Genomic DNA, 22,992 nt, shown 5'->3' on the forward strand with positions numbered 1-22,992 from the left:
GCGCTTTACCAGCGCTCGGTCACGGTCTTGAGCTGCATGAAGTTGGCGAGGTAGTCCGGGCCGCCCGCCTTGGAGTCGGTGCCGCTCATGTTGTACCCGCCGAAGGGCTGCACGCCCACGATGGCCCCGGTGATCTTGCGGTTGAAGTACAGGTTGCCCACCTCGAACTCGGCGCGGGCCTGCTCCAGCCGCTCGCGGCTGCGGCTGCACACGCCGCCAGTCAGGCCGTACTCGGTCGAGTTGGCGATATCGAGGGCGTCCTGCCAGTCCCTGGCGCGCAGCACGGTCACGACCGGCCCGAAGATTTCCTCCTGCGCCATGCGGGCGTCACGCTTCACGTCGCCCACGATGGTCGGCTGGACGTAATAGCCGGATGTGCCGCCGTACTCGCCGGGGGCCTGCCCACCCAGCAGCACGGTCCCCTCCTGCGGGGCGAGGTCGAGGTACGACTTGACCTTGTCGAAGCTCATCTGGTTGACGACGGCGGTGACGTTGGCGTTCTCCTCGCCGGTGCCCATCTTCAGCGCGCGGGTCCGCTCGACGAAACCGTTGACCACCGCGTCGTACACCTCGTCCACCACCACGAGGCGGCTCATGGCGCTGCACTTCTGGCCGTTGAAGCCGAAGGCCCCCTGCACGGCGGCGGTGATCGCCACGTCGAGATCGGCGGTCTCGTCCACGATCATGGCGTCCTTACCGCCCAGTTCCATGATCACGCGCTTGAGCCACTTCTGGCCCGGCTGCACCTTGGCCGCCACCTCGTTGATGTGCAGGCCCACCGCCCGGCTGCCCGTGAAGGTGACGAAGCGGGTCTTGGCATGCGTGGTCAGGAACTCGCCGACTTCCTTGCCCACCCCCGGCAGGAACTGGAGGACCCCGGCGGGCAGCCCGGCCTCGTACATGATCTCGGTGACGAAGCCCGCGATGAGGCCCGCGTCCTCGGCCGGCTTGGCGATCACACAGTTGCCCGCGACGATGGGCGCGGCCAGCATCCCCAGGTAGATCGCGCAGGGGAAATTCCACGGGCTGATGCTCACGCCGACACCCAGCGGAATACTCATCAGGCCGTTTTCCTCGCCCTCGAACCAGGTCGTCTCGCTGCTGCCGAAGCCCGCGTACTTCATGGCGCTGCGGGCGTAGTACTCCAGAAAGTCGATGGCCTCGGCCACTTCCACGTCGGCCTCGGCGTAGTTCTTGCCCACCTCGATGCTCATCAGGGCGCAGGCTTCCAGGCGGCGGCGCTTCAGGATCGCGGCGGCCTTGAGCAGCACGCGGGCGCGGGCGTCCATGTCCCACTTCTTCCAGCTCTCGAAAGCCTTCCAGGCACCGTCGAGGGCCTTCTGGGCGTCCTGGGTGGTCGCCTTGCCGGTCGTGCCCACGAGTTCGGCGGTGTCGCAGGGGTTGCGGCTTTCGATCTTTTCTGCCGTTTCGACCGCCACGCCGTCGATGACGACCGGGTAGTGCTTGCCGACCAGTTCGGCGCGGACCTTCTTCAGGGCGTCCTGATACGCCTTGACGTTCTCGGGCTGCGTAAAGTCGATGAAGCTCTGCGGGCGGTAGTCCTGAACTTTAATCATGGTGAGGCTCCTTGGGAATCGGGTCGGTGAGGGCTGGTCCGGGCTGGACCGGGGTCAGGAAGGGGGCCTGGGGCAGCGGCGAGGCCGACCGGGGGCGCAGCGGCGCGGCGTAGCCCAGGCTGGCCGCCTGCGCCTCGACCTGCGTGTAGGCCTCGTCCAGCCGCCACGCGGTTTCGGGCGAGACGACCCCCGGCGAGGCGGCGTCCAGCTCGAACACCTGTACGATGCGGCCGACCAGCGCCGCCGTACCGCGCGTCCGGGCCGCGAAATCCGGGCCGCTCTCGGGGACCTTGGCCAGGCCACGGGCCGCCTCGTGGGCGAGGTCCCACAGTTCGGCGCGCCACCATTCGCCGCGCTGCAAGACGTCCTGCGCCTGCGGGCGCTCGCCGGGCAGGCGTGACAGGGCGTCCATGACCGGCGCGGGGAGCTCGGCCGCCATGCGCGGACTGAGCGGGCGGCGGCCGACCTCCTGGCAGTCGGCCAGGATGCGGGCGCAGGCGGCGCGCCGGCGGGCCGCGAGGCGGCGCTGCAACGCGGGGACGACCAGCAGGCGGCTGAACACGAAATAGCTCAGGCCCACCACGGCGGCCCAGACGAGCATCGCCAGCAGCGAGACCACAAAGCCGTCGATGCCCCACAGCACGAGCACGCCCAGCAGGAAGGCCAGCGCGTGGGTCCAGCCCAGTACGCCGCTGAGCAGGCCATAGCCGTCCCAGGTCAGGCGCAGTTCCGCCAGGGCGCGCATGGCGTCGGGGTGCAGGTAACGGGTCACGCCGCCCTGCGCGAAGGTCTGGTACAGCGCGTCCCGCTGGGCGGCGGGGTGCAGGATGACCCGCAGCCGCTCGTCGCCCGTCTCCTTGACCTGCGCGTCGAGTTTGTTCTTCAGGGGAGCGTAGCGGTCCTCGGCGGGCAGGAGGCCGTGCAGGATCACGGGCGGCGATCCCTCCTCCGTGGGCAGCGTCAGGAAAAATTCGGGCAGGCCGCGCTGCACCGCCGGACTGGTGTCGAGCCCGAGCTCGCGCACCGCCTGCAGGTAGCGGCCGAAAAAATTTCGGAGGCTGCCGATGACTACGGGATGGAGGGCCGGGACGAAGTCGGTCATGAGGACCATCCTGCCGGGCCCGGAGCGGCGATGGGGGCGTATTTCAGCGGACAGGCGCAGAGGCAGGCGGCGGGCCGCCTGAACGGCGGCGCGCCCCGGCGCCTCTGGCCGCCGCCGTGCTCCCCCTGCGCCGCCGCCCTCATGGCCTCAGCCCTTGAGCATGCCCTGGAGCACGAACAGCGCATTGCTGGGGCGCTCGGCGATGCGGCGCGAGAAGTACGGGTACCAGTCGCGGCCGTAGGGCAGGTACACGCGCACGCGGTAGCCGTCCTTCACGAGCTGCTTTTGCAGGTCACGCCGGATGCCGTACAGCAGCTGGAACTCGAACTGGTCCTTGCCGATACCGTGCGCGAGTACGAAGCGCTTCACGTCCTCGATCAGGCGCTCGTCGTGGGTGGCGACGTTGGTGTAGGCCCCGCTCTTGAGGTGCTGGTACACCAGGCGGCGGTAGTTGGCGTCCACGTCGGCCTTGTCGGGGTAGGCGACCGTCTCGGGCTCCAGGTACGCGCCCTTCACGAAGCGCAGGTTGGGCTTGATGTCGTCCAGACCCTCGCGGTCTTTCAGGCTGCGGTACAGGTAGCTCTGGAGGACGCTGCCCACGTGCGCGCGCCCGAATTCGCCGATCAGGGTGCGCAGTTGCGCCAGCGTCTGGTCCACGCGCGGATGGTCTTCCATGTCCAGGCACACGAAGCCGCCGTATTCCTTGGCCTTCGAGATGATCCGGCGGGCGTTCTTGAGGCCCAGGTCCTCGCCGTCCTCGTCCTTGCCCTGGCCCACGCTGCTGAGCTTGATGCTCACGTAGGGCGTGATGCCCGCGCCCTGCATGGCCTCGACCACGCCCAGCACGTTGTCGGCGAAGCGCGTGCAGTCGGCGGCCGACTCGATGAACTCGCCCAGCAGGTCCATGTTCGACGAGATGCCGTCGGCCTGAAGGTCTTTCATGGCCTGCACGGCGCTGGGGATGTCCTCGCCGGCCACGAAGCGCTGGGCGACAGGCCACGCGCGGGCGCGGAGCAACTTTTCCACGCTGTCGCGCTCGGCGACGGTCAGGATGGCCTTGCGGTAGAGCTGGTCAATCATGGTGTTCTCCAAGGTCGCGCAGCACGAGGGCGGCGAAGGTCCGGACGTGCGCGCGGGCCGCCTCACGGGCCGACAGCGCGTCACGGGCGAGAATGGCGTCCAGCAGGGCGGCGTGCTGCGCGCCGGTGCCGGGATGGGCGTTGTAGGTGCGGGTCTGGTGCTTGATGAGGGCCACGCGCTGCTCGAGGTCGCGCGCGAGGTCGGCCAGCGCCGCGTTGTGCGACGCCTGGGTAATAGCGCGGTGAAAGGCCAGGTCCAGCCGGGTCTGCTCGCGGTAGTCGCCGGGAGTCGCCGCCCCGAGCGCCGCGAGCGCCCCGCGCAGCGCCTCGGCGTCGGCAGGGGTATGCGCGGTGGCGGCCAGGGCGGCCCCCAGCCCGTCGAGTTCCTCGCGGACCACGTAGGCCCCCTGCGCTTCGGCGGCGCTCACGCGGCGCACCCGTACCCCCTTGTTGGCCTCGGCCACGAGCAGGCCGTCTTGCGTCAGGCGCATCAAGGCCTCGCGGATGGGCGTGCGCGACACCCCCAGCCGCTCGCACAGTTCGGCCTCGCCCAGACGCTCACCGGGCACCAGTTCGCCGTCCAGCACGGCGCGGCGCAGGTGCTCGTACACCTCATCGCGCACCAGCGTCGGACGTTCGAACAGGGCCATATGGATATTGTATACAATCTCAGGACGTGAGGCTAGCCCTCCGTGGTCGCCCGGCCTGTCCTAGTCCCGGCCGCCCTTCTCCTCGCCCACCTCGTCGGGGCTGCGGCGGCCCGTCAGGTGCGGCGCGAGGCGGCCCAGCGGCCACAGGGTGAACAGGAACAGCAGCGTGGCGCAGCTCGCCAGCAGGTACAGGTGCAGCCCGCAGGCGACCCCCACCGCCGCCGTCGCGAGCAGGCTCGCGGCGGTGGTCAGCCCGCGCGCCTGCCCCCCGCGCCCCGAGGAGAAGATCGCGCCTGCCCCCAGGAAACTCACGCCGCTGACCACCGCCCCCAGAATGCCGATGAGATCGAAGCGCACCTGCGGCACTCCCGCGCCGAAACGATCCACGATGGCCTCGCCCAGCAGCACGAACAGCGCCGCACTGACCCCCACCAGAATGTGGGTGCGCAGCCCGGCGCTGTGGCGGTGGCGTTCACGCTCCCAGCCGATCAGGCCGCTCAGCACATAGGCGGCGAGGACCCCCGGCAGAAGCCGGAGTTCGGGCAACAGGCTGTCCATGCCCCAGGGTACGGCCCGGCGCTCCCGTTCTACTCGGCGTACACCGCTTCGATGGGAAAGATGCGCTCGGCAAGACGTTCCAGGCCGCGCGGGCCGGCCCGGCCCTGGCAGGGTTCGGTCGGGGCGCACAGGGTCACGTAGCGGGTGCGGCGCGCGGCGACGACCACGCGGTAGAGCTTGGCCTCGGAGCGGCTGCGGGTGTAGTGGCACAGGTCGCAGTGCAGGGCATTGCTGCCCTTGGGGTCCAGGGGCGTGAACTCGGCGAGCTGGTCGCCGTGGACCAGGGCCAGCCGGCCGTCGGCCACCGCGTACAGGCCCAGCGTGGGCGCGCTGGCCCCGGTGTCGGTGCCCCCGAACAGCTCGCGGTGGGTGTCGGGAAACAGTTCCCGCAGCAGGTCGCGGGCGCTGTGGGCTTTGGGAGCGTCGCTCATGCCGGGCAGTGTACGCGCGCCGTGTGGGGCCGAACGTGCCCTCTGGCACGGGGCGCATGGCCCGCGCGGCCTAGAATGGGCGGTGTGAATCCCCCGTCCCTTTCCCGCCGTCCGGCCCGCCGATGAGGTCGCGCACCGCCAACCGGAGCGGCGTGGTCATCCGCCGCCGGGTGCTGCCGGCCGGGGACATCATCGTCACGCTGCTGACCCCTCAGGGCAAGCTCAAGGCCATCGCGCGCGGCGGGGTCCGCGGGCCGCTCTCCAGCCGCCTGAATCTCTTTCACCATGTGGGCGTGCAGGTCTACCAGACGCCGCAGTCGGACCTCGCCACCGTCAAGCAGGCGGTACTCGAAGGTGCCCTGCCCCGCCTGGCCGAGCCCGAGCGCTACGCCTTCGCACACCTGATGGCCGAGTTCGCCGACGCGCTCTTTCAGGAGGGCGAGTTCAGCGAGCAGGCCTTCGACCTCTTCGCGGGGGCGCTGCGCGGCGTGGCCTTCCAGCCGGACCCCGAATGGGTCGCGCTGGTCATGAGCTACAAACTGCTGGGGCTGGCGGGCATCGTCCCGCAGACCGCGCGCTGCGCCCGCTGCGGCGAGGATCACCCCGCACACCCGGACCCGCTGGGCGGGCAACTGCTGTGCGGCACCTGCGCGGCGCTGCCCCCCTATCCCCCCGAGGCCCTGGATTTCCTGCGCCAGGCGGTGCGCCGCAGCGTGCGCGTCAGCATGGACCGGCCCGTACCCCCCGACCAGCGGCCCGCACTGTGGCGGGCGCTCGAACGGTTCGTGACGGTGCAGGTGGGCGGCGTGCAGAGCTGGCGGCAGCTCGTACCGGCCGAGGGCGTCGCCGCGTCGGCCTAACGCAGCCGGCGCGCCTCGATGAAGGCGATCATCTGCTCGCGCGTCGCCCCCAGGAAGGTCAGGTTGCGCGCCGCCGCTCCGATGATGGTGACGTGGTTCAGGCCAGGCAGGACGGTCCGCGTGACCGGAATGCCCGCCTTCCTGAGCGCCGCTTCCATGTTGAGGGCATTCTGGGGGTAGACGGTCGTGTCGTTGGCGGCCACCAACAGCAGGTGCGGCGGCGCGTCGGGGCGCACGTGACGGTCGGGCATGACCTCGTCCGGGGTAGCCCCCTCCGGGAAGGCCACGCGGCTCGGGAACTCGCGGAAGTCGTAGGAATACGGGCCGGCGATCCCGATCACGCCGCGCACCGCCGACACCGGCACGCCGGCCTCGGCCAGCCAGCGGGCATTGTCCACCGCCTCGACCGCGTTGAAGGCCCCGGCCGAATGCCCGGTCACGAACAGGTCGTCGGGGCGGCCGCCGTACACCTGGGCGTTGTCCCGCAACCACTTCAGGGCCGCCGCCACGTCCTGTACGTAGGTCGGGTAGCGGTTCTGCGGCGCGAGCCGGTAGCTCATGACACCGGTCACGTACCCGGCGCGGGCCAGACTCTCGCCCACGAACTGGTAGTCCGCCTTGTCGCCTCCCTGCCACGAGCCGCCGTGGACGAACAGCACGGTGGGGACGTTGCGGGCACTCGGGGGCGCGTACACGTCGAGCCGGTTGCGCGGGTCGGGACCATAGGGCTGATCCCGGACGACCTTCAGACCCCGCGGACTGTTGGTCGAGTTGACGAGACCAAGGGCGGCGCTCTCCAGACGGGCGCCGGAACACGAGGCCAGCAGGGCCGCGGCGGCGAGTGCGCCCAGCCCCAGCGCGAGCAGGCGGCCCGGCGCGGCGCGGCGCGGGCGGGAAACGGACGACGGAGCCATACCCGCAGGCTAGAGCCGCCTGCACCCGCCAAAGGCACCCTGCGCGACACTTGACCTTGAGGCAGGCTTGACGCTCGGGGCGCGCGCCATACAGGCCTGTGGCCCGGCGTGCGGTTGCCCGCGCCGGACGCGCGCTACCTTGCGGGCCATGAGCGCCCCCGCCCCCACGACAGACGCCCTGGTGGTCGGCGGCGGCCCCGCCGGGCTGGCCCTGGCCGCCGAGCTGGCCCGCCGGAACCTGAGCGTGCGCGTGGTGGCCCCCCACGCCCCCCGGCCCTTCCCGGCGACCTACGGCGCGTGGCAGGCCGACCTGCCCGCCTGGGCCCAGGCCTGCGCCGCCCAGGTCTGGAGCGACGTGCGCGTGTACACCGGGCGTGACCCCGCTGCGGCCCCCACCCCCCTGCTGCGGCCCTACGCCCTGCTGGACAACGCCGAGCTGCTGGGCCAGCTGTGCCGGCGGGCCGGGTCCGGCCTGACCTGGACACGCGGCCGGGTCACGGGCGCGGCGCGGCGCGGCGAAACCTGGGCCGTCACCGGGGCGGACGGCGAAACCTGGCGGGCGCGGCTGGTCGTGGATGCCAGCGGACACGGCGGGCTGCTGCGCCCCACCCGCTTTCCCGGCGGCGCGGCCTTCCAGACGGCCTACGGCGTCGTGGCCCGCTTCCGGCGGCCTCCCGCAGCGCCCGGCAGCATGGTCTGGATGGACTACCGCACGCCCGCGCCCACGCGCGGCGAGGCCACCTTCCTGTACGCCATGCACCTCGGAGGCGACCGGTACTTCGTCGAGGAAACCAGCCTGATCGCCCGGCCCGGCCTGACCCGCGCCGCGCTGGCGGCCCGCCTGCATGCCCGCCTGGAGGCCCAGGGCACGCCGCCCGGCGAGATCGAGAGCGAGGAATGGGTGAGTTTTCCCATGAACGCCGCTGCGCCGGACCCCGGCGGGGTGCTGGCCTTCGGGTCGGCGGCGGGCGGGGTCCACCCGGTCAGCGGCTTTCAGGTGTCGGGGGCGCTGCGCGAGGCCCCTGGGGTGGCCGCCGCCGTGGCCGGGGCGCTGGCGCGGGGCGAGGACGCGGCGGCGGCCGGCTGGGCGGCGCTTTGGCCCGGCGAGCGGCGGGCCGCGCGCGAGGTACAACTGCTCGGCGTGCGCGCCCTGCTGACCCTGCCGCCCGCCGCCCTGCCCGAATTCTTCCGGTCCTTTTTCGCGCTGCCGCCCGCACAGTGGCAGGCCTTTCTGGACCCGCACACCGGCGCGGGGGCGCTGGCCCGCACCATGCTGCGCCTGTTCGCCGCGGCGCCGGGCAGCGTACGGCTGCCGCTGGCCCGCGCCGCCCTGGGCGAGCCGGGGGCCAGCGGCCGGGCGCTGCGGGCCGCGGCCCGGCCTGTGTCGCCCGAACCCGCAGCGCCCGCACCCGCGTCCCTAAAGGTCGCCTCGCCGTCCTCCCATCCTGCCGGGGTGGCCGGGCGCGAACCTGGGTCATGACCAAAGGTGAGAGCAGCGACGTGGACAACCACGAAGTCATCGAGAGCGCCATGCAGGGGGCCGACGGCAACGAGGACGCCAGTGGCCTGAACCCCGACCCGGCCGTGCGCGAGGAGAAGCTCCAGGAAGTGCAGGAGAATCTCGCGGAGCTGAGCGGCGAGCAGAAGTAGCGCGAACCGGAACGGCCCCGGCCACACTCGCAGGCACACTTGCCGACGTTCTGGGTACAGCTCCGGGCCCGGAAGGGTTGCCTCCCATCCGGCGACTCCTATACTGCCCGCATGTCCCTTCTCGACATGATCGGTCCCGTGATGATCGGCCCGAGCAGCAGCCACACGGCGGGCGCGTGCCGGCTCGGGCTGGTCGCACACTGGCTGCTGGGCGAAGCCCCGAAGGCCGCCACCATCGGCCTACACGCTTCCTTCGCCAAGACGGGTCGGGGGCACGGCACCCATCTCGCGCTGGTGGCGGGGCTGCTGGGCTACTCGCCCGACGACCCCCGGCTGCCCCGGGCTTTCGCCGAAGCCGAGCGTGCCGGGCTGAACGTCGAGTTCCGCGACGTGGACCTAGGCGACGTGCATCCCAACACCGCGCACATCGAGTTGCGCGGCGAGACGCAGAAGGTCACGGTGCAGGGCAGCAGCACGGGCGGCGGCGTGATCCTGGTGACGCAGGTGCAGGGCCTGGGCGTGAACTTCAGCGCGGCCAGCCCCACCGTCTTGCTGCGCTACCAGGACGCGGTCGGCATGATCGCCCGCGTCGCCAGCACGGTCGCGGCCGACGGCGTGAATATCGCCGCCCTGACCTGCACCCGCGAGAACCGGGGCGGTCAGGCCCTGCTCGCCATCGAACTCGACGCGCCCCTCTCACCCGAGGCGCTGGCCTTCTTCACCGCCTGGAAGGACACCAACTGGGTCCGGCTGCTGCCCAAGCTGATGGACGGCTAGGGCGGCCTCCACTCCACTGTTGCCGTGAGCTTCTGTTCGAGCGGGCGCCGATGAATGGCGCCCGCTCTGCTTGGCCCCTCCGGGTTCCTGTCGCCGCAGCTCCAGCTTTTCGCACAACAGCCGCCGGTGACCTGACGACGGACTTCCGCCTGAGACGGGGCGCTGCCGGGCCCTTTCGGCGTTCAGGCGAGAGGTAGACGCCGCGTCGTCTGGGCGTTGGGCTGCTGGCGAAGCACCCTCTCCCCCATCCGTCCCCACCTCCCGGACATCGGGACGCCACTCGTCTAGGCACCTCACGTCGGCAGCCTACACTGGGAGCCCATACCGCACTGTCCGTGCCGTTCAGCGGTCGGCGCCGCGTCCGGAAGGTCGGTCCACGCCCCGCACCGTCCGTTCCCCAGGAGGAGCCCCACCTTGACCCCGTCCGACCTCACGCTCGAAGCCCTGATGAACGCCCCCGCCCCTGCCTCGGCCTGGGTGCTGGAGCGCGACTGCGCCGAGACGGGCCTGGACCCGGCGGACATCCGCGCCGAGATGCTGCGCCGCATCGGCGAGATGCGCGCGAGCATCGCGCGGGGGCTGGCGAGCCGCGCCCCGAGCATCACGGGCATGGTCGGCTGGAACGCCCAGGGCCTGTGGGAGGCGCCCGACGTGCTGAACGCCCCCCTGATCCGGCGGGTACAGGCCTACGCGATGGCCGTGAACGAGGAGAACGCCCGCATGGGCCGCATCGTCGCCGCGCCGACCGCCGGCAGCGCGGGCACGATTCCGGGCGCGCTGATCGGGGTGGCCGACCACCTGGGCCTCGGGGACGAGCGGCTGGTAGACCCCATGATCCTGGCGGCGGGCGTGGGCAAGGCCATCAGCAAGCGCATGTTCATCTCGGGCGCGGCGGGGGGCTGCCAGGCCGAGATCGGGTCGAGCGCCGCGATGGCCGCCGCCGCCGTGGTCGAGCTGCTGGGCGGCACCCCGCGCGCCGCCGTGCAGGCCGCGAGCATGGCCCTGATGAACACCATCGGGCTGGTGTGCGACCCGGTGGGCGGGTATGTGGAAGTGCCCTGCGTGAGCCGCAACGCCTTTTACGCCGTGCACGCGGTGAGTGCGGCGCAGCTCGCCCTGGCGCAGCTGGAGAGCTTCATTCCGCCCGACGAGGTGCTGGGCGCGATGGCCTCGGTGGGCCGCATGATGCCCGCCGCGCTGCGCGAAACCGCCGAGGGTGGGCTGGCCCAGACCCCGACCGGGCTGGCCGTGACCGCCCGCATGGAGGGCCGCGAGCCGGAAGGCCCCAGCGGAATGGTCGAGCTGCCGATGGCGTGAGGAATCAGGTACGTGGGGTGAACACGCCCCGCGCCGAAGTTGCGGTTCCTGCTGCTGAGCAGGCGAGCACGACCAGAACGCCACCGAGCGGCCACCCTGTCCCCGACAACAAGGTTCCCAGGCCCGCAGCCACGCCCACCCATAACGGGCGCATACCGCACGCACCCAGAGCCGCGCCGAGCAGGGCCGCAAGACCCAACTGCCCAGTTCCCTCCACGAGCCGCAGCCCTAGCCCGAAGGCCAGCACGCCGGGCCACAGGGCCCATATCGCGGCGAGCGTCCGCGTCCGCCCGGTTCTCCAGGCCCAGTCCGGGTCGTGGGGCTGCACATGGGCGGCCTCGTTCTCCATGGCGCGGCCCCAGTCCGGGTCGGTCATGCCCGTTCCCCCCACCGCGCACGCAGCCAGCGGCCCAGGCCCAGGCCTAGGAATGCCAGGACGGTCCCACCGGAAGCCTGGAGGACAGAGGTGTTGAGCCCAATGAACCTGGCCAGACGCAAGGGCTGACCGTCATCCAGGACGATTCCGGGTTGCCAGCCCAGAAGCTCGACTGCACCTGCCACTGCCAGCACGCCGACCGGCAGCAGAGCGAATACCGCGACCCCTACCCGCCGCCTCACGCCTGCCAACCCCAGCGCGAACGATGCGATCAGCAAACTCAGGGCTAGCACCGCGTCCAGGGCCTGCGGACTGTCATTCAACCAACAGCCAACAGGTGTCGGACGCAGATGCAACGAACAGTTGACCAGAACGATCCAGGCCCACCAGAACACGATGCCGGGCATCAGAACCCCCACCACAGAAAGCACCATGTCGGCCGGCAACCCGCGCACCGGCTCCCAGGCGGCGGCGCGGCGCGTCTGCGCGGCCCAGACCGGGTCGTCCACGCTATCGGCCTCACGTTCCATCGCTGTCTTCCAGTCCGGGGTCATGGCAGCGCTCCTTTCAGGCCGGTCAGGGGGCTGGAATTCAGGCGTTCCTGCGCCAGTCGCACTCCTTCGTCGGTCAGGGTATAGAGGTGACGGGGGGGACGGCCACCGGGAGGCGCACTCTCCCACTCGGCCTTCAAGAAACCCTGCTCGTGGAGCCGTTGCAGGATCGGGTAGAGCGTGCCGCTCTTCAGGCCAGTCGCGCGGCTCAGGTCATAACCGTAGGTGGGCTGGGGCCGGGTTGCCAGCAGCGTCGCCAGCACGGCGCGGGTCGGCGGACTGGTGTTCGGAAGTCGGGGCATATCACATACTCTACCTATATAGACTTTCAGGTCAAGAGGTGGGCCGCTCCAGCTTCAGAGCGGCCCACCTGGGTCAAACCTGCGGTGCCAGAATCCCTACCGGCTCCGGCCTCAGCGTGGCGGCTGGCGCACTCTCCTCTCCCCGGGGCGTGACGAAGAAGAACGACAGCGCCAGCAGCAGGTACACGGCGATGAGCAGCACGCCCTCGAACCATGTCGCCTCGCCGTCCTTGGTCACGGTGGTCACGATGAGGGCGACCGCCACGATGGCGACGAGTTCGAGCGGGCTGCCGAACACCAGATTCATGGGCCGCCCGATGAAGTACGAGATGATGACGAGCAGCGGGGCCGTGAACAGCGCCACCTGGATGGTCGCCCCCACCGCGATGTTGATCGCCAGCCCGATCTTGCCCTGGCGCGCGAAGTAGCTGCCCGCGATGTACTCGGCGAAGTTGCCCACGACCGCCAGCACGATGATGCCCAGAAAGAAGGGACTGAGGCCCAGCGTGCTGCTCGTCGCCTCCAGTGCACCCGAAAGCATCTCCGATTCCAGGGCGATGAGGGCGGTCGCGCCCACGAGGACCGCCGCCGCCTTCCAGACCGGCCACAGCGCGCCGCCCTCGCCGTGTCCCACGCCGTCGGCCCCTTCCTGCTCGTCGCTGGCGGCGAACACGTCCTTGTGGGTCACGAGGGTGTAGACCAGATTCAGCGCGTACACGGCGATCAGCACGACCGCCACGCCCAGGCTCAGGTACTCGTCGAGGTTGTTGCGGATCGCCTCGGTGCCCGCCAGAAAGCCCGGCAACCGCTCGGTGTAGTCGAAGAAGGCCGGGATGAGCAGCGCGATGACGGCCAGGAACAGCATGGAGTTGAGCTGCCCGGCGTTCGCCCCGCTAAATTTCTGGCGACTGCGACCGAAGCTGCCGATGAGGATGGCCAGCCCCAGCCCCAGCAGCGCATTGCCGATGATGCTGCCGGTAATCTGCGCCTTGACGACCGCCACGTTGCCCGACAGCAGCACGAAGATGGCGATGATGAGTTCGGCGAGGTTGCCGAAGGTGACGTTCAGCAGCCCGCCGACCGTCTGCCCGGCGCGCTCGGCGACCTGCTCGGTGGCGCGGCGCAGCCAGTCGGCCAGCGGGATGATGGCGACCGTCGCCGTGAAGAAGACCCACAGGGGCGGGGCCTTGACCGCGTATTCCAGCAGCAGACTGACTGGAATGAACAGCAGGAGGAGGTTCATCCACATGCCGGCAAGTGTAAGCCTCATCACAAGGGCGGGCCGGCGACACCCGCCGGCCCGCCCTTGGTCAATCCTTAGTCCTGCGTTTCGGGGGCCGCCTCGCCGCCCACAGCCTCGGGGCGCAGCAGCGGGAACAGCAGCACGTCGCGGATCGAGTCGCGGTCGGTGAGCAGCATGGCGAGGCGGTCCATGCCCATGCCCATGCCGGCGGTCGGGGGCATGCCGTACTCCAGGGCCAGCAGGAAGTCCTCGTCCTGCTGGTGCGCCTCGTCGTCGCCGGCGTCGCGGCGCGAGGTCTGGGCCTCGAAGCGGGCGCGCTGGTCCAGGGCGTCGTTCAGCTCGGAGTAGATGGGGGCCAGCTCGAAACCCGCCACGTACAGGTCGGCGCGCTCGGCCAGCCCCTCGCGGCTGCGGTGCGCCTTGACGAGCGGGCTGATGACCAGCGGCATGTCGGTCAGGAAGGTGGGGTTCTGGAGCAGCGGCTCGACGTACTCGCCGCCCAGCTTGTCGAGCAGCTTGTAGTCGGGCGTCTTGCGGTGCTCGGGGTGGCGCTCGTCGCTCCAGGCGCGCAGCCTGGGCAGGTCGAGCGGGTCGAAGTCCATGCCCGCCTGTTCTTTGAGCGCCGTCACGAAATCCAGCCGCCTGAAGGGCAGTTCGAAACTGATCTCCTTGCCCTGGTAGGTGAGTTTGGGCTCACCCTTGAGCTCGACCACGAGGTCGTGCAGCAGCTGTTCGACCAGCCGCATCATGTCCTCGTAGTCGCCGTAGGCGAAATACGCCTCCAGCATGGTGAACTCGGGGTTGTGGGTGCGGTCGATGCCCTCGTTGCGGTAGTTGCGGCCGATCTCGTAGACCTTCTCGAAACCGCCGACCAGCAGCCGCTTGAGGTACAGCTCCAGGCTGATGCGCAGCGAGAACTCGTGCGAGAGCGCGTTGTGGAAGGTCTGGAAGGGCTTGGCCTCGGTGCCGCCGGGCACGGTCTGGAGGGTCGGCCCCTCGACCTCCATGAAGTCCTGCCGGTCGAGGAAATTGCGGATGAAGCGGATCATGCGCGAGCGCGTGCGGTACACCTCGCGGCTCTCGGGGTTGATCATCAGGTCGAGGTAGCGGCGGCGGGCACGCAGCTCCTCGTCCTGGAGGCCGTGGAACTTGCTGGGCAGGGGGTGCAGGCTCTTGACGAGCGGCTGCCACGAGGTCACGCGCAGGGTGAGCTGGCCGGTGCGCGTCACGAAGGGAAAGCCGCGCACGCCCACGATGTCCCCGAGGTCGATCTTCTTGGTCGCGTCGAAGTTCTCGGTGTCCTGTTTGGAAAAGTGCAGCTGGAGGTGCCCGAACTCGTCGCTCAGGTCCGCGAAGGCGGCCTTGCCCATGTGGCGCATCAGGGTGACGCGACCCGCCAGAACGTAGACCTCTTCGGGCCACTCCTGCCCCGCCTCCAGCTTGCCCGGCTCGCCGTCTTCTCCGGCTGCGGGTGCCGGGTGGGCCGCCAGCACGTCGCGGGCGTGGTGGGTGCGGGGGTAGCTGTAGGGGTGGGCCTCGAACCCGGCGGCGACCTGCGCGTCCAAGTTGTTCAGGCGGCTGACGGTCTGCTCGTGCAGGCCCTCGCGGCGCGGGGTGGGGGGAGCATCGGACATAAAGGCCAGTATAAGGGCGCTGGGAAGAAGGCGCGTGGCCTGTGGCCTGTGGCATGCAGAGAGAAGAGGAAACGAAGGCCTGATCTCCCTCAGATACTCAGGATCCGGAGCAAATCCACTTCAGGGACAGACCACTTCCCACTGCCTACTTCCCGCCTTCCTCTCCTGGCCTCGGCCCGAAGGTCAGCGGCGCGTGGTCGGGCACGGCCTTGTCCGCGAATTCGTGCAGGCCCAGGCGGTCGGGGGCCTCCAGGTGATACCGGAAGTTCCAGAGGTAATGCTGCACCACCCGCTCGGGCAGGCCCAGCAGCTCGGCGTGGTGCGCCGACACGCGGGCGAGGTGGCCGATTCCCTCGCGCCGCGCCTCCCGCATGGCCTGCACCAGCGCGGCGGGCGGCGGGTTGTCCTTGCGGTAGGCCCACACGGCGAAGGTGAAGGGGTGGCCGGTGAGGCGAAACCACTCCTCGGCCAGGTCGGTCACGGTGATGTCCGTGCCGCCCTGGCCCCGGCCGGTGTGCGGCAGCGTGGTCATGGTGGTCTCCGGGGTCAGCGGCCCGACCACGCCGTACCACTCCTGGAGCGCATTGTTGCCGATGCGCAGTACGCCGTCGTATCCGGCCGCGAGCAGCTCCTGGGCCGGCCCCTCGGCGCGCTCCAGCACGGGCGAGAGGCCGCGCTCGCGCAGCAATACCTCCAGCAGCGCCACGCTCATGGCCGACTGGGCGGTCAGGGCCACGCGGCGCAGGTCCTCCAGCGGGCGGGTATGGAACAGGTTCACCGAATACACCGGCCCCAGCACCGCCACGCTGAAATCGGGCAGGGCCTGCAACACGTCGGCGTGGTGGATGAACTCGACCGCACTGATGTTGGCGATGTCCACCTTGCCGGCCAGCAGCGCGGCGTTCATCTGGGTGGGCACCCCTGTAATGGCCGTGACTCCCGGCGGCAGCGTCAGCGGGTCGAGAATCGGCGCGACGTTGGTGTAGTGGATCCACCCGGCGCGGTAGGTCGGGGTTTCGGCAGTTCCGGCGACTTCGGACACGGCGTGATGATAGGCCCGCCGCCCCCACACTGGATCACCGCCGCATTTAGATACCGGACTGCTCTCAGGGCACCACCTGCACGGCCACGCCCTGCCACACGCCGCCGCGCCGGGCATACAGGCGCGTGAAGCTCTGGAAACGCTCGCCATTCACGTACAGCGTGCCGCGCGTGACCCCCGCCTCCCCGTACACGCGCGAGGCGTGACGCTCGAAGGCCAGGGCCACCGGCGGGTTGTGGGGCATAGAGGCAATCACGTCGCTCTTGGCGACCATGCGGCCGTCGGGCGCGAAGCCCACCCAGTCGTCGGCCAGCACGCGCGCCATCAGTGCCGGGTCGCGGCGGTGGTAGGCGGCGTTCCAGGCGTCGTCGGCGGCGAGCAGCGCGTCGAGGTCGGGGCCGCTCAGTCGGCGGCCTCGGCGTCCGGGCGCGGGAAGGTCTCCAGCTCGTTGTAGTAGGCGTCACGCAGCACCGGCGTGCGCCCGGCGTGCTGGATCATGCGGATCATGCCCGCCTCGCTGAGCTTCATGGGGCTGGTGGCCCCCGCCGCGTGCGCGATGTGCTCCTCCTGAATCGTGCCGTCGATGTCCGACACGCCCCAGTCGAGGCTCACCTGCGTCAGCTCCGAACCGATCATGACCCAGTAGCCCTTGATGTGCGGGAAATTGTCGAGATAGATGCGCGCCACCGCGAGGTTGCGCAGGTCGTCGAGGCCGGTCGTGAAATCGGTCTTGCCGAGGTTCTGCGCCAGCGTGTTGCCCAGCGGCTGGAAGGCCAGCGGAATGAAGGCATGGAACCCGCCGCCGTAGCGGCTCATGCTGTCGTCCTGCAGGGTGCGCAGACGGTCCATATGGTCGAGGCGTTCTTCGAGCGTCTCGATGTGACCGTAGAGCATGGTGGCGTTCGTGCGCATGCCCAGGCTGTGGGCCTCGCTGTGGATCTGGAGCCACTTCTCGGCCTTCACCTTGTTCTTGGCGACCTGCTTGCGCACCCGGTCGGCGAAGATCTCGGCGCCGCCGCCCGGCATGGCCGAGAGGCCCGCGTCCTGAAGCTCGCGCAGCACCTCCAGCGTGGGTTTCTTGGAAATCCGGCTCAGGTGCTCGATCTCGGCCGCCGTGAACGCCTTGACCTGAAGGTCGGGGAAGGCCTCGCGCAGCTCGCGCACCATCGCCGGGTAGTACTCCCACTTGTGGTTGGGGTGGTGCCCGCTGCTCATGTGCAGCTCGGTGATGCCCGGCAGGTAGCGCTTGCGGACCTGCGCGGCCACCTCTTCGGGGCTGTAGTCCCAGGCGCGTTCCTCGCCCTTGTGCGCGGCGAAGGCGCAGAAGGTGCAGCCCACGTAACAGATGTTGGTGAATTCCAGGCGCATCGAGTGCACGAAGAACACCTTGTCGCCGTGCAGCGCCTCCTTCCGCATGTTCGCCAGCCGCATCAGCGCGTTGAGGTCGTGGGTATGGAACAGCTGCATTCCCTCGTCGAAGGTCAGCCGCTCCCCCGCCTCGACCTTGCGGACGATGGGCGCGAGACTCTGGTCGCGAAGCCACTTCATAGAGCAGAGCATACGCCTGGGCCGGAGAAGGGTTTGTGGTGAGGGCGCAGAACAGGGGAAGGGGGGCCGCGAGCGTTCGCCCCCGGCCCCCCTTCCCTGTTCCGCTTCTGGTGCGCCGAGTTTTATCTCGTGCGCGGGTCCAGCGCGTCGCGCAGACCGTCGCCGAAGAGGTTGAAGGCGAGGCTGAACAGCACGATGAACATGGCCGGGAACATCAGCACGTACCAGTACTCGGGCTTGAGCCACGCACGCGAGAAGTCCACGAGCTGGCCCCACTCGGAAAAGCCCGGCTCGAAGCCCAGCCCCAGGAAGCTCAGGGCGGCGATGCCCAGCGGAATGGTGGCGAGGTCCAGCACCGCGACGGTGAACACGGTGGTCAGGCTGTTGGGGATGATGTGACGCAGGATCAGCGGCAGGTCGCGCGAGCCGAGGCTGCGGGCCGCGTCCACGTATTCGAGCTGGCGCACCTTGAGCACGTCCCCGCGCAGCACCTTGGCGTACGTGGCCCAGCCGGCGATGCAGTACGCCACGATGATCGGGAAGGTCGGGTCACCGCCGGGGTTTTTCGCGCGCAGGATGGTCAGGATGACCACCGTGAGCACCAGCCCCGGCATGGCGTACAGCACGTCGATGAAGCGCTGGATGAGGTTGTCCACCCAGCCGCCGTAATAGCCGCTGATCGCGCCGATCAGGATGCCCACTGCGAGCGTGATGCCCACGATGATGAAGGACATCTTCAGCGCGGTGCGCGTGCCCCAGATCAGGCCGTAGAAGATGTTGTAGCCGTTCACGGTCCCGAAGGGTGCGAAGGCCCCGGGCACCGAGTTGGGCGGCGCGGGTTCCTGCGAGAAGCTCAGGCGCTCCATGCGGTAGCAGCTCTGCGGCGGCGCGAAGATCCCCCGCCAGAAGGCGCTGCCCAGCGGGTTGTAGATCTGGTTTTGCGTGGTCATGTTCAGGTCACGCAGGCAGTTGCCGGTGGGCTTGGCGATCAGGGGCGCGAAGACCGCGATCAGGAAGAACAGAATCGTGATGACGAATCCGCTCACGGCCAGAGGATTCCGGCGCAGCTTGCGCACGCCAGGGCTCTGCCAGAAATTCTGCCAGCGGCTGCGCTTGGGCGGGGTGACCGGACTGGAAACGGTCGTCATGCGGCACCTCCGTTCAGGAAAAAGACGGCGCGCATCAGTCGAACCTCACGCGGGGGTCGATCACGCCGTACAGGATGTCCACGATCAGGTTCATCACGACCACGATCAGGGCCGAGAGCAGCGTGAAGCCCAGCACACCCGCGATGTCGAGCTGCACGGCCGACTGCACGAACCACTGCCCGATACCGGGATACGCGAAGATGGTCTCGGTGATGACCGACCCGCCCAGCAGGCCGATGATCAGCGAGCCGCTCAGGGTGACGATGGGCAGCAGGGCGTTGCGCCGCGCGTGCTTGTTGTTGACGGTGCGCTCGGCCAGACCCTTGGCGCGGGCCGTGCGGACATAGTCGCTGGTCAGCACTTCGAGCATGCTGTTGCGCATGACCTTGAGCAGCGTGGCGCTCAGGACGATCACCAGCGTCACCGCAGGCAGGAACATGTGCCGCAGCACGTCCCAGGCGATGTCCCAGCGCCCGTTGAGCATGGCGTCGATAGACAGCAGACCCGTGTACCGGCGCAGGCTGCCCACCGAGAACTGGTTGAGGATGTCGAGCTGACCCGCGCCCGGCAGCCAGCCCAGATAGGCGTAGAACACGGCCAGCAGCAGGATCCCGAGCACGAAGGTCGGCAGGCTGTAGCCCAGCACCACCAGCACGCGCACGAACTGGTCGATGAACTTGTCCTTGTGCAGGGCGCTGACCGTCCCCAGCCACACGGCGAGCAGGATGATGGGAATCACCGTGACCAGGCTCAGCTCCAGGGTATTGGGCAGGCGCTCGGCGATGGTGGCGGTCACGTCCTTGCCGCTGGCCTTGGAAAAGCCCAGGTCGCCCCGGATGGTGCTGCCGAACCAGTTGGCGTACTGCACCGGGAAAGGATCGCGCAGGCCGCGTTCCTCGATGATCTGTTCCAGACGCGCGGCCTGCTGGTCGCTACGGATATACGGCGCGGCGCGCTGTTCCGGCGTCAGCAGCTGGGTCAGGCCGATCACCAGCACGGACAGGACGAGCATCACCAGGGGGGCCTGGATCAGTCGTCTCAGAATGAAATTGAGCATACGTGCCTCAGCATAAGATACGCGCCGCGCCAGGTTTCCGGACTGTCCCGGTCAGCCGACAGTCAGGCTGGCCGGCACCGTCCTGCACCCCGCAACGCGCAAGCGGGGGGGCAGCCACCGGGGCCACCCCGCCCGCTCTGGCGGGACTTCGGGACTGTTGGAGCTTACTTCTTGGTCAGGTTCTTCCAGTCGAGCGAACCGGTCGAGGAGTTGAGCATGGGGTTGTAGGTCGCCTTGGTCAGACCTTCGCCCGAGAGACGGCTGCTCTGGAAGGTGTAGCCAACGGGCGCGGGCACCAGGATGTACGGGGCCTGCTCATAGGCGCGGTTCGCGATCAGGCTGTACAGGCGGTTGCGCTGCGTGGTGTTCACGGTCGCGCGGGCCTGGTCGTTCCACTTGTCGATCTGCGCGTCCTTGAAGTTGCTGCGGGGGCTGTAGAAGCCGTCCGAGGCGTAGAAGGTCGAGATGAAGTTGTCCGGGTCGGCGTAGTCGGGCGCCCAGCTCAGCAGCACCATGGCTTCCTCGCCGCGCTTGGACGAGGCGAGCATTTCGCTCCACTGCTTGGCCTGGATGTTCACGCGGAACTTGGGGTTCAGCGCTTCGACGTTCTTCTTGAGGATTTCCATGGCCGTCTGCGAAGCCACGCTGCCCGCGCGGTAGTTCGCGGTCAGCACGAAGCCGTTCTTCCAGACGTTGCCGCCCCACGCGCGCTGGAAGTAGGCCTTGGCCTGGTTGGCGTCGTACTTGTAGGTCTTGGTCTTCGAGTCGTAGCCGGGGAAGGAGTCGGGCAGCAGCATGGTGCGCTGGACGCCCTTGCCCTTCTGCACGTCGGCGATGTACTGCGCGTAGTTGAAGGCGTACGAGAAGGCGCGCCGGACGTTCACGTCGCTGAAGAAGTTGGCCGGGACACCCTGGCCGTCCAGCTTGCCGCTGCCCAGCAGGTTGGTCGACTTGATGTTCTGGTTCATGAAGATGGCCGTCGCCGTGGTGTTGGGCAGGTCATCCACCCAGGTCACGCCGGGCTTGCCTTTGATCTGGGTTTCGTCGCCGGCGCGGCCCGCACCTTCGACGATGTCGGCGTCGCCGCGCAAGAAGGCCTGCTGGCGGGCCGCCAGTTCGGGCACCTTCTGCTGGATGACGTTCTTGATGCTGGGCTTCTTGCCCCAGTAGCCGTCGAAAGCCGTGAACAGGTAGTTGTTCGCGTCCTTGCGCACGAGCTTGTAGGCGCCGGTGCCGTTGGGCTTCTGGCTCAGGTTGCTGCCGGTCAGGTCCTTGCCGACCCAGGTCTTCCAGGTGGCTTCGGTGCCGTCCCACTCGCCGATGCTGGCGTTGTACTTCTTGTCCACGATGCTCTGGCCGGTGTAGGCCAGCTTGGCCAGGAACGCGGGGTCAACCTTGGGCAGCGTGAACACGAGCTGGCCGGCGGCGTTGCACTTGACGGCGGCGCTGATCTTGGCCCAGGTGACGCTCTTGTCGTCGTTGGCGTTGCTCTGGGTGCCCAGCAGCGACTCGCTGATGAACCAGTTGCCCGACTCGCCGCTGTTGGTCACGATGTTGCGGCGGAAGGTGTACTCGGCGTCGGCGCAGCTCATGGTGTCGCCGTTGTGGAACTTGACGTTCTTGCGCAGGTCGAAGGTGTAGGTCTTGCCGCCGTTGCTGACGGTCCACTTGGTCGCCAGCAGCGGCTCGAGCTTGGTCAGGCTCGCGCCGCTGTAGGTCAGCAGCGTTTCGTACATGTTCTGGACCAGCGTGCCGGACGCCGTGTCGTAGGTCACGCCGGGGTCGAGGGTGGGCACGTCGGCGCTCTGCTGGATGACCAGGGTGTCGGCCGGCGAAGCGGCGAACGCGGAACCGGCGAGGAGCAGGGTGCTGATCAGGGCAATTTTCTTCATAGGCCTCCTGGGGGGGTGAACAGCGCAGGTTCCGCCTAGAACGCGGCGTTTCGAGGTGGGAGCTGGTCTGTTCGGGGTATCAACGGCGTGATCATAGCGTATGTCAATTGACCTATTCATGAATAAGTCCTCATGCCGATGTATACGCTAAAAAGTAGATTCTGCACGCGTCGGCTCCCCTGCGCCGCGCCGCCGGCCCAGGCGACAAGGCGCGGCGCGGCGCGGCATACTGCCCCGCGTGAAGAAGAGAATCCTGCTGCTGGCGGGCGGTCAGTCCGGCGAACACGAGGTCAGTCTCATGAGTGCGCGCAGTGTGCTCGCCGCCCTGCCGCGCGACCAGTTCGACGTGACGCCCGTGGTGATCAGCAAGCAGGGCCGCTGGCTGCCCCCCACCGATACCGTGCGCGCCCTGGAGACCGGCGTGTCGGCACCGGGCGGCGACCTCGTACTGCACCGCGCCGCGAGCGCCGAGGGCTACGACGCCGTGTTTCCGCTGCTGCACGGCCCGATGGGCGAGGACGGCACCATCCAGGGCCTCCTGACGCTGGCGGGCATTCCCTTCGTCGGCAGCGGCGTGCTGGGCTCGGCCGCCAGCATGGACAAGGTCATGACCAAGCAGGTGCTCGCCTCGGCCGGGATTCCGCAGGTGGCGTGGCGGCTGGCCGTGCGCCGCGAGTGGGCGCAGAACCCCGACGCGGTCCGGGCGCGCGCCCACGACCTGGGCTTCCCGCTGTTCGTCAAGCCGGCCAACCTGGGGTCCAGCGTGGGCATCAGCAAGGTGCATGGTCCGGATGAGCTGGACGCGGCCCTGACGCTGGCCTTCTCGCTCGACCGCCGCGTGATCCTGGAGGCCATGACCGCCCACAAGCCCCGCGAGGTCGAGGTGGGCATCCTGGGCAACGACGCCCCCATCGCCAGCCCGGTAGGCGAACTGAGCTTCGCGGCCGAGTTCTACGACTACGCCACCAAGTACACCGAGGGTCAGGCGACCATGCATATTCCTGCGCCGCTGCCCGCCGAGGTGGCCGCCCGCGTGCGCGAGCTGGCGCTCCAGGCCTTCCTGGCCCTGGACTGCGCGGGCCTGGCGCGCGTGGACTTCTTCTATGTCGAGGAAACCGGCGAGCTGTTCCTGAACGAGGTGAACACCATGCCCGGCTTTACGACCACTTCCATGTATCCCAAACTGTTCGGGGCGGCGGGGCTGAGCTACAGCGAACTGGTCACGCGGCTGGTCGAACTGGCCCTCGAACGGCGGTAGGCGGCCCCGGGGAGGAGGACCACCCC

24 protein-coding genes are annotated in these 22,992 nt (G+C 69.2%); 6 read left to right on the forward strand and 18 right to left on the reverse strand.

The genetic code is table 11. The features are described 5' to 3' along the window. Positions 1-5: 5 nt before the first annotated feature. From pruA to DGO_RS11920, 6 genes are all read right to left on the reverse strand, one after another. A complete protein-coding gene (gene pruA / locus DGO_RS11895; RefSeq protein WP_014685771.1) occupies positions 6-1,577 on the reverse strand; it encodes an L-glutamate gamma-semialdehyde dehydrogenase in 1,572 nt (523 codons plus the stop codon). Beyond that, on the reverse strand, positions 1,570-2,679 hold the full coding sequence (locus DGO_RS11900; RefSeq protein ID WP_145975320.1) for a hypothetical protein: 1,110 nt from the start codon (positions 2,677-2,679) through the stop codon (positions 1,570-1,572). Before DGO_RS11900 ends, pruA begins: the two co-directional genes overlap by 8 nt. 147 nt (positions 2,680-2,826) lie before the next feature. After that, a complete protein-coding gene (locus DGO_RS11905) occupies positions 2,827-3,759 on the reverse strand; it encodes a proline dehydrogenase family protein (protein WP_014685773.1) in 933 nt (310 codons plus the stop codon). Continuing rightward, positions 3,752-4,408, reverse strand: coding sequence for a GntR family transcriptional regulator (locus DGO_RS11910; protein ID WP_043802233.1), 657 nt, complete (start codon positions 4,406-4,408; stop codon positions 3,752-3,754). Before DGO_RS11910 ends, DGO_RS11905 begins: the two co-directional genes overlap by 8 nt. Positions 4,409-4,468: 60 nt before the next feature. Then, a complete protein-coding gene (locus DGO_RS11915; RefSeq protein WP_014685775.1) occupies positions 4,469-4,966 on the reverse strand; it encodes an MgtC/SapB family protein in 498 nt (165 codons plus the stop codon). A gap of 29 nt (positions 4,967-4,995) precedes the next feature. Continuing rightward, entirely contained in the window at positions 4,996-5,397 is a 402-nt protein-coding gene (locus tag DGO_RS11920; RefSeq protein ID WP_043802236.1) for a hypothetical protein, read from the reverse strand. A 122-nt stretch (positions 5,398-5,519) separates the two neighbouring features. Between DGO_RS11920 and recO the strand changes: the two genes are divergently transcribed. Next, positions 5,520-6,257 carry a DNA repair protein RecO gene (gene recO, locus DGO_RS11925; RefSeq protein WP_014685777.1) on the forward strand — a complete coding sequence of 246 codons (738 nt, stop codon included), beginning with the start codon at positions 5,520-5,522 and terminating at the stop codon, positions 6,255-6,257. Here recO and DGO_RS11930 read toward each other — a convergent pair. Then, positions 6,254-7,171 (reverse strand): alpha/beta hydrolase, encoded by a 918-nt coding sequence (locus DGO_RS11930; protein ID WP_043802239.1) that lies wholly within the window; start codon positions 7,169-7,171, stop codon positions 6,254-6,256. The genes recO and DGO_RS11930 overlap by 4 nt on opposite strands. A 148-nt stretch (positions 7,172-7,319) precedes the next feature. Here DGO_RS11930 and DGO_RS11935 point away from each other — a divergent pair, with 148 nt between their 5' ends. From DGO_RS11935 to DGO_RS11945, 4 genes are all read left to right on the forward strand, one after another. Next, positions 7,320-8,651 (forward strand): lycopene cyclase family protein, encoded by a 1,332-nt coding sequence (locus DGO_RS11935; RefSeq protein ID WP_083847282.1) that lies wholly within the window; start codon positions 7,320-7,322, stop codon positions 8,649-8,651. Then, complete coding sequence (locus DGO_RS23850) at positions 8,648-8,821, forward strand: hypothetical protein (RefSeq protein ID WP_085961075.1); 174 nt, start codon at positions 8,648-8,650, stop codon at positions 8,819-8,821. Before DGO_RS11935 ends, DGO_RS23850 begins: the two co-directional genes overlap by 4 nt. A gap of 111 nt (positions 8,822-8,932) precedes the next feature. Further along, complete coding sequence (gene sdaAB / locus DGO_RS11940; protein WP_014685781.1) at positions 8,933-9,598, forward strand: L-serine ammonia-lyase, iron-sulfur-dependent subunit beta; 666 nt, start codon at positions 8,933-8,935, stop codon at positions 9,596-9,598. A 447-nt stretch (positions 9,599-10,045) separates the two neighbouring features. Next, a complete protein-coding gene (locus DGO_RS11945; protein ID WP_014685782.1) occupies positions 10,046-10,915 on the forward strand; it encodes an L-serine ammonia-lyase, iron-sulfur-dependent, subunit alpha in 870 nt (289 codons plus the stop codon). Between the two features lie 4 nt (positions 10,916-10,919). Here DGO_RS11945 and DGO_RS11950 read toward each other — a convergent pair whose 3' ends face one another. From DGO_RS11950 to DGO_RS12000, 11 genes are all read right to left on the reverse strand, one after another. Beyond that, complete coding sequence (locus DGO_RS11950) at positions 10,920-11,291, reverse strand: hypothetical protein (protein ID WP_043802242.1); 372 nt, start codon at positions 11,289-11,291, stop codon at positions 10,920-10,922. Then, positions 11,288-11,845, reverse strand: a complete 558-nt coding sequence (locus DGO_RS11955; RefSeq protein ID WP_043802245.1) for a hypothetical protein — start codon at positions 11,843-11,845, stop codon at positions 11,288-11,290. Before DGO_RS11955 ends, DGO_RS11950 begins: the two co-directional genes overlap by 4 nt. Continuing rightward, positions 11,842-12,144 carry a PadR family transcriptional regulator gene (locus DGO_RS11960; RefSeq protein ID WP_014685783.1) on the reverse strand — a complete coding sequence of 101 codons (303 nt, stop codon included), beginning with the start codon at positions 12,142-12,144 and terminating at the stop codon, positions 11,842-11,844. Before DGO_RS11960 ends, DGO_RS11955 begins: the two co-directional genes overlap by 4 nt. A gap of 73 nt (positions 12,145-12,217) precedes the next feature. Next, positions 12,218-13,393: a calcium/proton exchanger gene (gene cax / locus DGO_RS11965; protein ID WP_014685784.1), complete on the reverse strand. Its 1,176-nt coding sequence runs from the start codon at positions 13,391-13,393 to the stop codon at positions 12,218-12,220. 68 nt (positions 13,394-13,461) lie between these two features. Next, entirely contained in the window at positions 13,462-15,021 is a 1,560-nt protein-coding gene (lysS, locus tag DGO_RS11970) for a lysine--tRNA ligase (RefSeq protein WP_014685785.1), read from the reverse strand. A gap of 145 nt (positions 15,022-15,166) precedes the next feature. Next, a complete protein-coding gene (locus DGO_RS11975; RefSeq protein ID WP_043803781.1) occupies positions 15,167-16,063 on the reverse strand; it encodes a menaquinone biosynthetic enzyme MqnA/MqnD family protein in 897 nt (298 codons plus the stop codon). A gap of 64 nt (positions 16,064-16,127) precedes the next feature. Further along, the gene (locus DGO_RS11980) at positions 16,128-16,388 is read right to left on the reverse strand and encodes a nuclear transport factor 2 family protein (protein WP_014685787.1); all 261 of its coding nucleotides are present in this window, start codon (positions 16,386-16,388) and stop codon (positions 16,128-16,130) included. A 77-nt stretch (positions 16,389-16,465) separates the two neighbouring features. Further along, positions 16,466-17,611 carry an aminofutalosine synthase MqnE gene (gene mqnE, locus DGO_RS11985; RefSeq protein WP_014685788.1) on the reverse strand — a complete coding sequence of 382 codons (1,146 nt, stop codon included), beginning with the start codon at positions 17,609-17,611 and terminating at the stop codon, positions 16,466-16,468. 122 nt (positions 17,612-17,733) lie between these two features. After that, positions 17,734-18,759 (reverse strand): ABC transporter permease, encoded by a 1,026-nt coding sequence (locus DGO_RS11990; protein ID WP_014685789.1) that lies wholly within the window; start codon positions 18,757-18,759, stop codon positions 17,734-17,736. 34 nt (positions 18,760-18,793) lie between these two features. Beyond that, the gene (locus tag DGO_RS11995; protein ID WP_014685790.1) at positions 18,794-19,816 is read right to left on the reverse strand and encodes an ABC transporter permease; all 1,023 of its coding nucleotides are present in this window, start codon (positions 19,814-19,816) and stop codon (positions 18,794-18,796) included. 164 nt (positions 19,817-19,980) lie between these two features. Beyond that, a complete protein-coding gene (locus tag DGO_RS12000; protein ID WP_014685791.1) occupies positions 19,981-21,708 on the reverse strand; it encodes an ABC transporter substrate-binding protein in 1,728 nt (575 codons plus the stop codon). Positions 21,709-21,946: 238 nt separating this feature from the next. On the opposite strand from DGO_RS12000, the gene DGO_RS12005 reads away from it, so the two are divergent. Further along, positions 21,947-22,966: a D-alanine--D-alanine ligase family protein gene (locus DGO_RS12005; protein ID WP_014685792.1), complete on the forward strand. Its 1,020-nt coding sequence runs from the start codon at positions 21,947-21,949 to the stop codon at positions 22,964-22,966. Positions 22,967-22,992 lie beyond the last annotated feature (26 nt).

The organism is Deinococcus gobiensis I-0, from assembly GCF_000252445.1.
Classification (GTDB): Bacteria; Deinococcota; Deinococci; order Deinococcales; family Deinococcaceae; genus Deinococcus; species Deinococcus gobiensis.

Bases quoted from the DNA above. Each gene is read 5' to 3' on its own strand.
- DGO_RS11990 (WP_014685789.1), bottom strand. From the start codon at position 18,759: ATGACGACCGTTTCCAGTCCGGTCACCCCGCCCAAGCGCAGCCGCTGG.
- DGO_RS11905 (WP_014685773.1), bottom strand. From the start codon at position 3,759: ATGATTGACCAGCTCTACCGCAAGGCCATCCTGACCGTCGCCGAGCGC.
- DGO_RS11960 (WP_014685783.1), bottom strand. From the start codon at position 12,144: ATGCCCCGACTTCCGAACACCAGTCCGCCGACCCGCGCCGTGCTGGCG.
- DGO_RS11935 (WP_083847282.1), top strand. From the start codon at position 7,320: ATGAGCGCCCCCGCCCCCACGACAGACGCCCTGGTGGTCGGCGGCGGC.
- DGO_RS11995 (WP_014685790.1), bottom strand. From the start codon at position 19,816: ATGCTCAATTTCATTCTGAGACGACTGATCCAGGCCCCCCTGGTGATG.
- recO (WP_014685777.1), top strand. From the start codon at position 5,520: ATGAGGTCGCGCACCGCCAACCGGAGCGGCGTGGTCATCCGCCGCCGG.
- DGO_RS12000 (WP_014685791.1), bottom strand. From the start codon at position 21,708: ATGAAGAAAATTGCCCTGATCAGCACCCTGCTCCTCGCCGGTTCCGCG.
- DGO_RS11955 (WP_043802245.1), bottom strand. From the start codon at position 11,845: ATGACCCCGGACTGGAAGACAGCGATGGAACGTGAGGCCGATAGCGTG.
- sdaAB (WP_014685781.1), top strand. From the start codon at position 8,933: ATGTCCCTTCTCGACATGATCGGTCCCGTGATGATCGGCCCGAGCAGC.
- DGO_RS11900 (WP_145975320.1), bottom strand. From the start codon at position 2,679: ATGACCGACTTCGTCCCGGCCCTCCATCCCGTAGTCATCGGCAGCCTC.
- lysS (WP_014685785.1), bottom strand. From the start codon at position 15,021: ATGTCCGATGCTCCCCCCACCCCGCGCCGCGAGGGCCTGCACGAGCAG.
- cax (WP_014685784.1), bottom strand. From the start codon at position 13,393: ATGTGGATGAACCTCCTCCTGCTGTTCATTCCAGTCAGTCTGCTGCTG.
- DGO_RS23850 (WP_085961075.1), top strand. From the start codon at position 8,648: ATGACCAAAGGTGAGAGCAGCGACGTGGACAACCACGAAGTCATCGAG.
- DGO_RS11950 (WP_043802242.1), bottom strand. From the start codon at position 11,291: ATGACCGACCCGGACTGGGGCCGCGCCATGGAGAACGAGGCCGCCCAT.
- DGO_RS11920 (WP_043802236.1), bottom strand. From the start codon at position 5,397: ATGAGCGACGCTCCCAAAGCCCACAGCGCCCGCGACCTGCTGCGGGAA.
- DGO_RS11980 (WP_014685787.1), bottom strand. From the start codon at position 16,388: ATGGCGCGCGTGCTGGCCGACGACTGGGTGGGCTTCGCGCCCGACGGC.
- mqnE (WP_014685788.1), bottom strand. From the start codon at position 17,611: ATGAAGTGGCTTCGCGACCAGAGTCTCGCGCCCATCGTCCGCAAGGTC.
- DGO_RS11910 (WP_043802233.1), bottom strand. From the start codon at position 4,408: ATGGCCCTGTTCGAACGTCCGACGCTGGTGCGCGATGAGGTGTACGAG.
- pruA (WP_014685771.1), bottom strand. From the start codon at position 1,577: ATGATTAAAGTTCAGGACTACCGCCCGCAGAGCTTCATCGACTTTACG.
- DGO_RS11930 (WP_043802239.1), bottom strand. From the start codon at position 7,171: ATGGCTCCGTCGTCCGTTTCCCGCCCGCGCCGCGCCGCGCCGGGCCGC.
- DGO_RS11945 (WP_014685782.1), top strand. From the start codon at position 10,046: ATGAACGCCCCCGCCCCTGCCTCGGCCTGGGTGCTGGAGCGCGACTGC.
- DGO_RS11915 (WP_014685775.1), bottom strand. From the start codon at position 4,966: ATGGACAGCCTGTTGCCCGAACTCCGGCTTCTGCCGGGGGTCCTCGCC.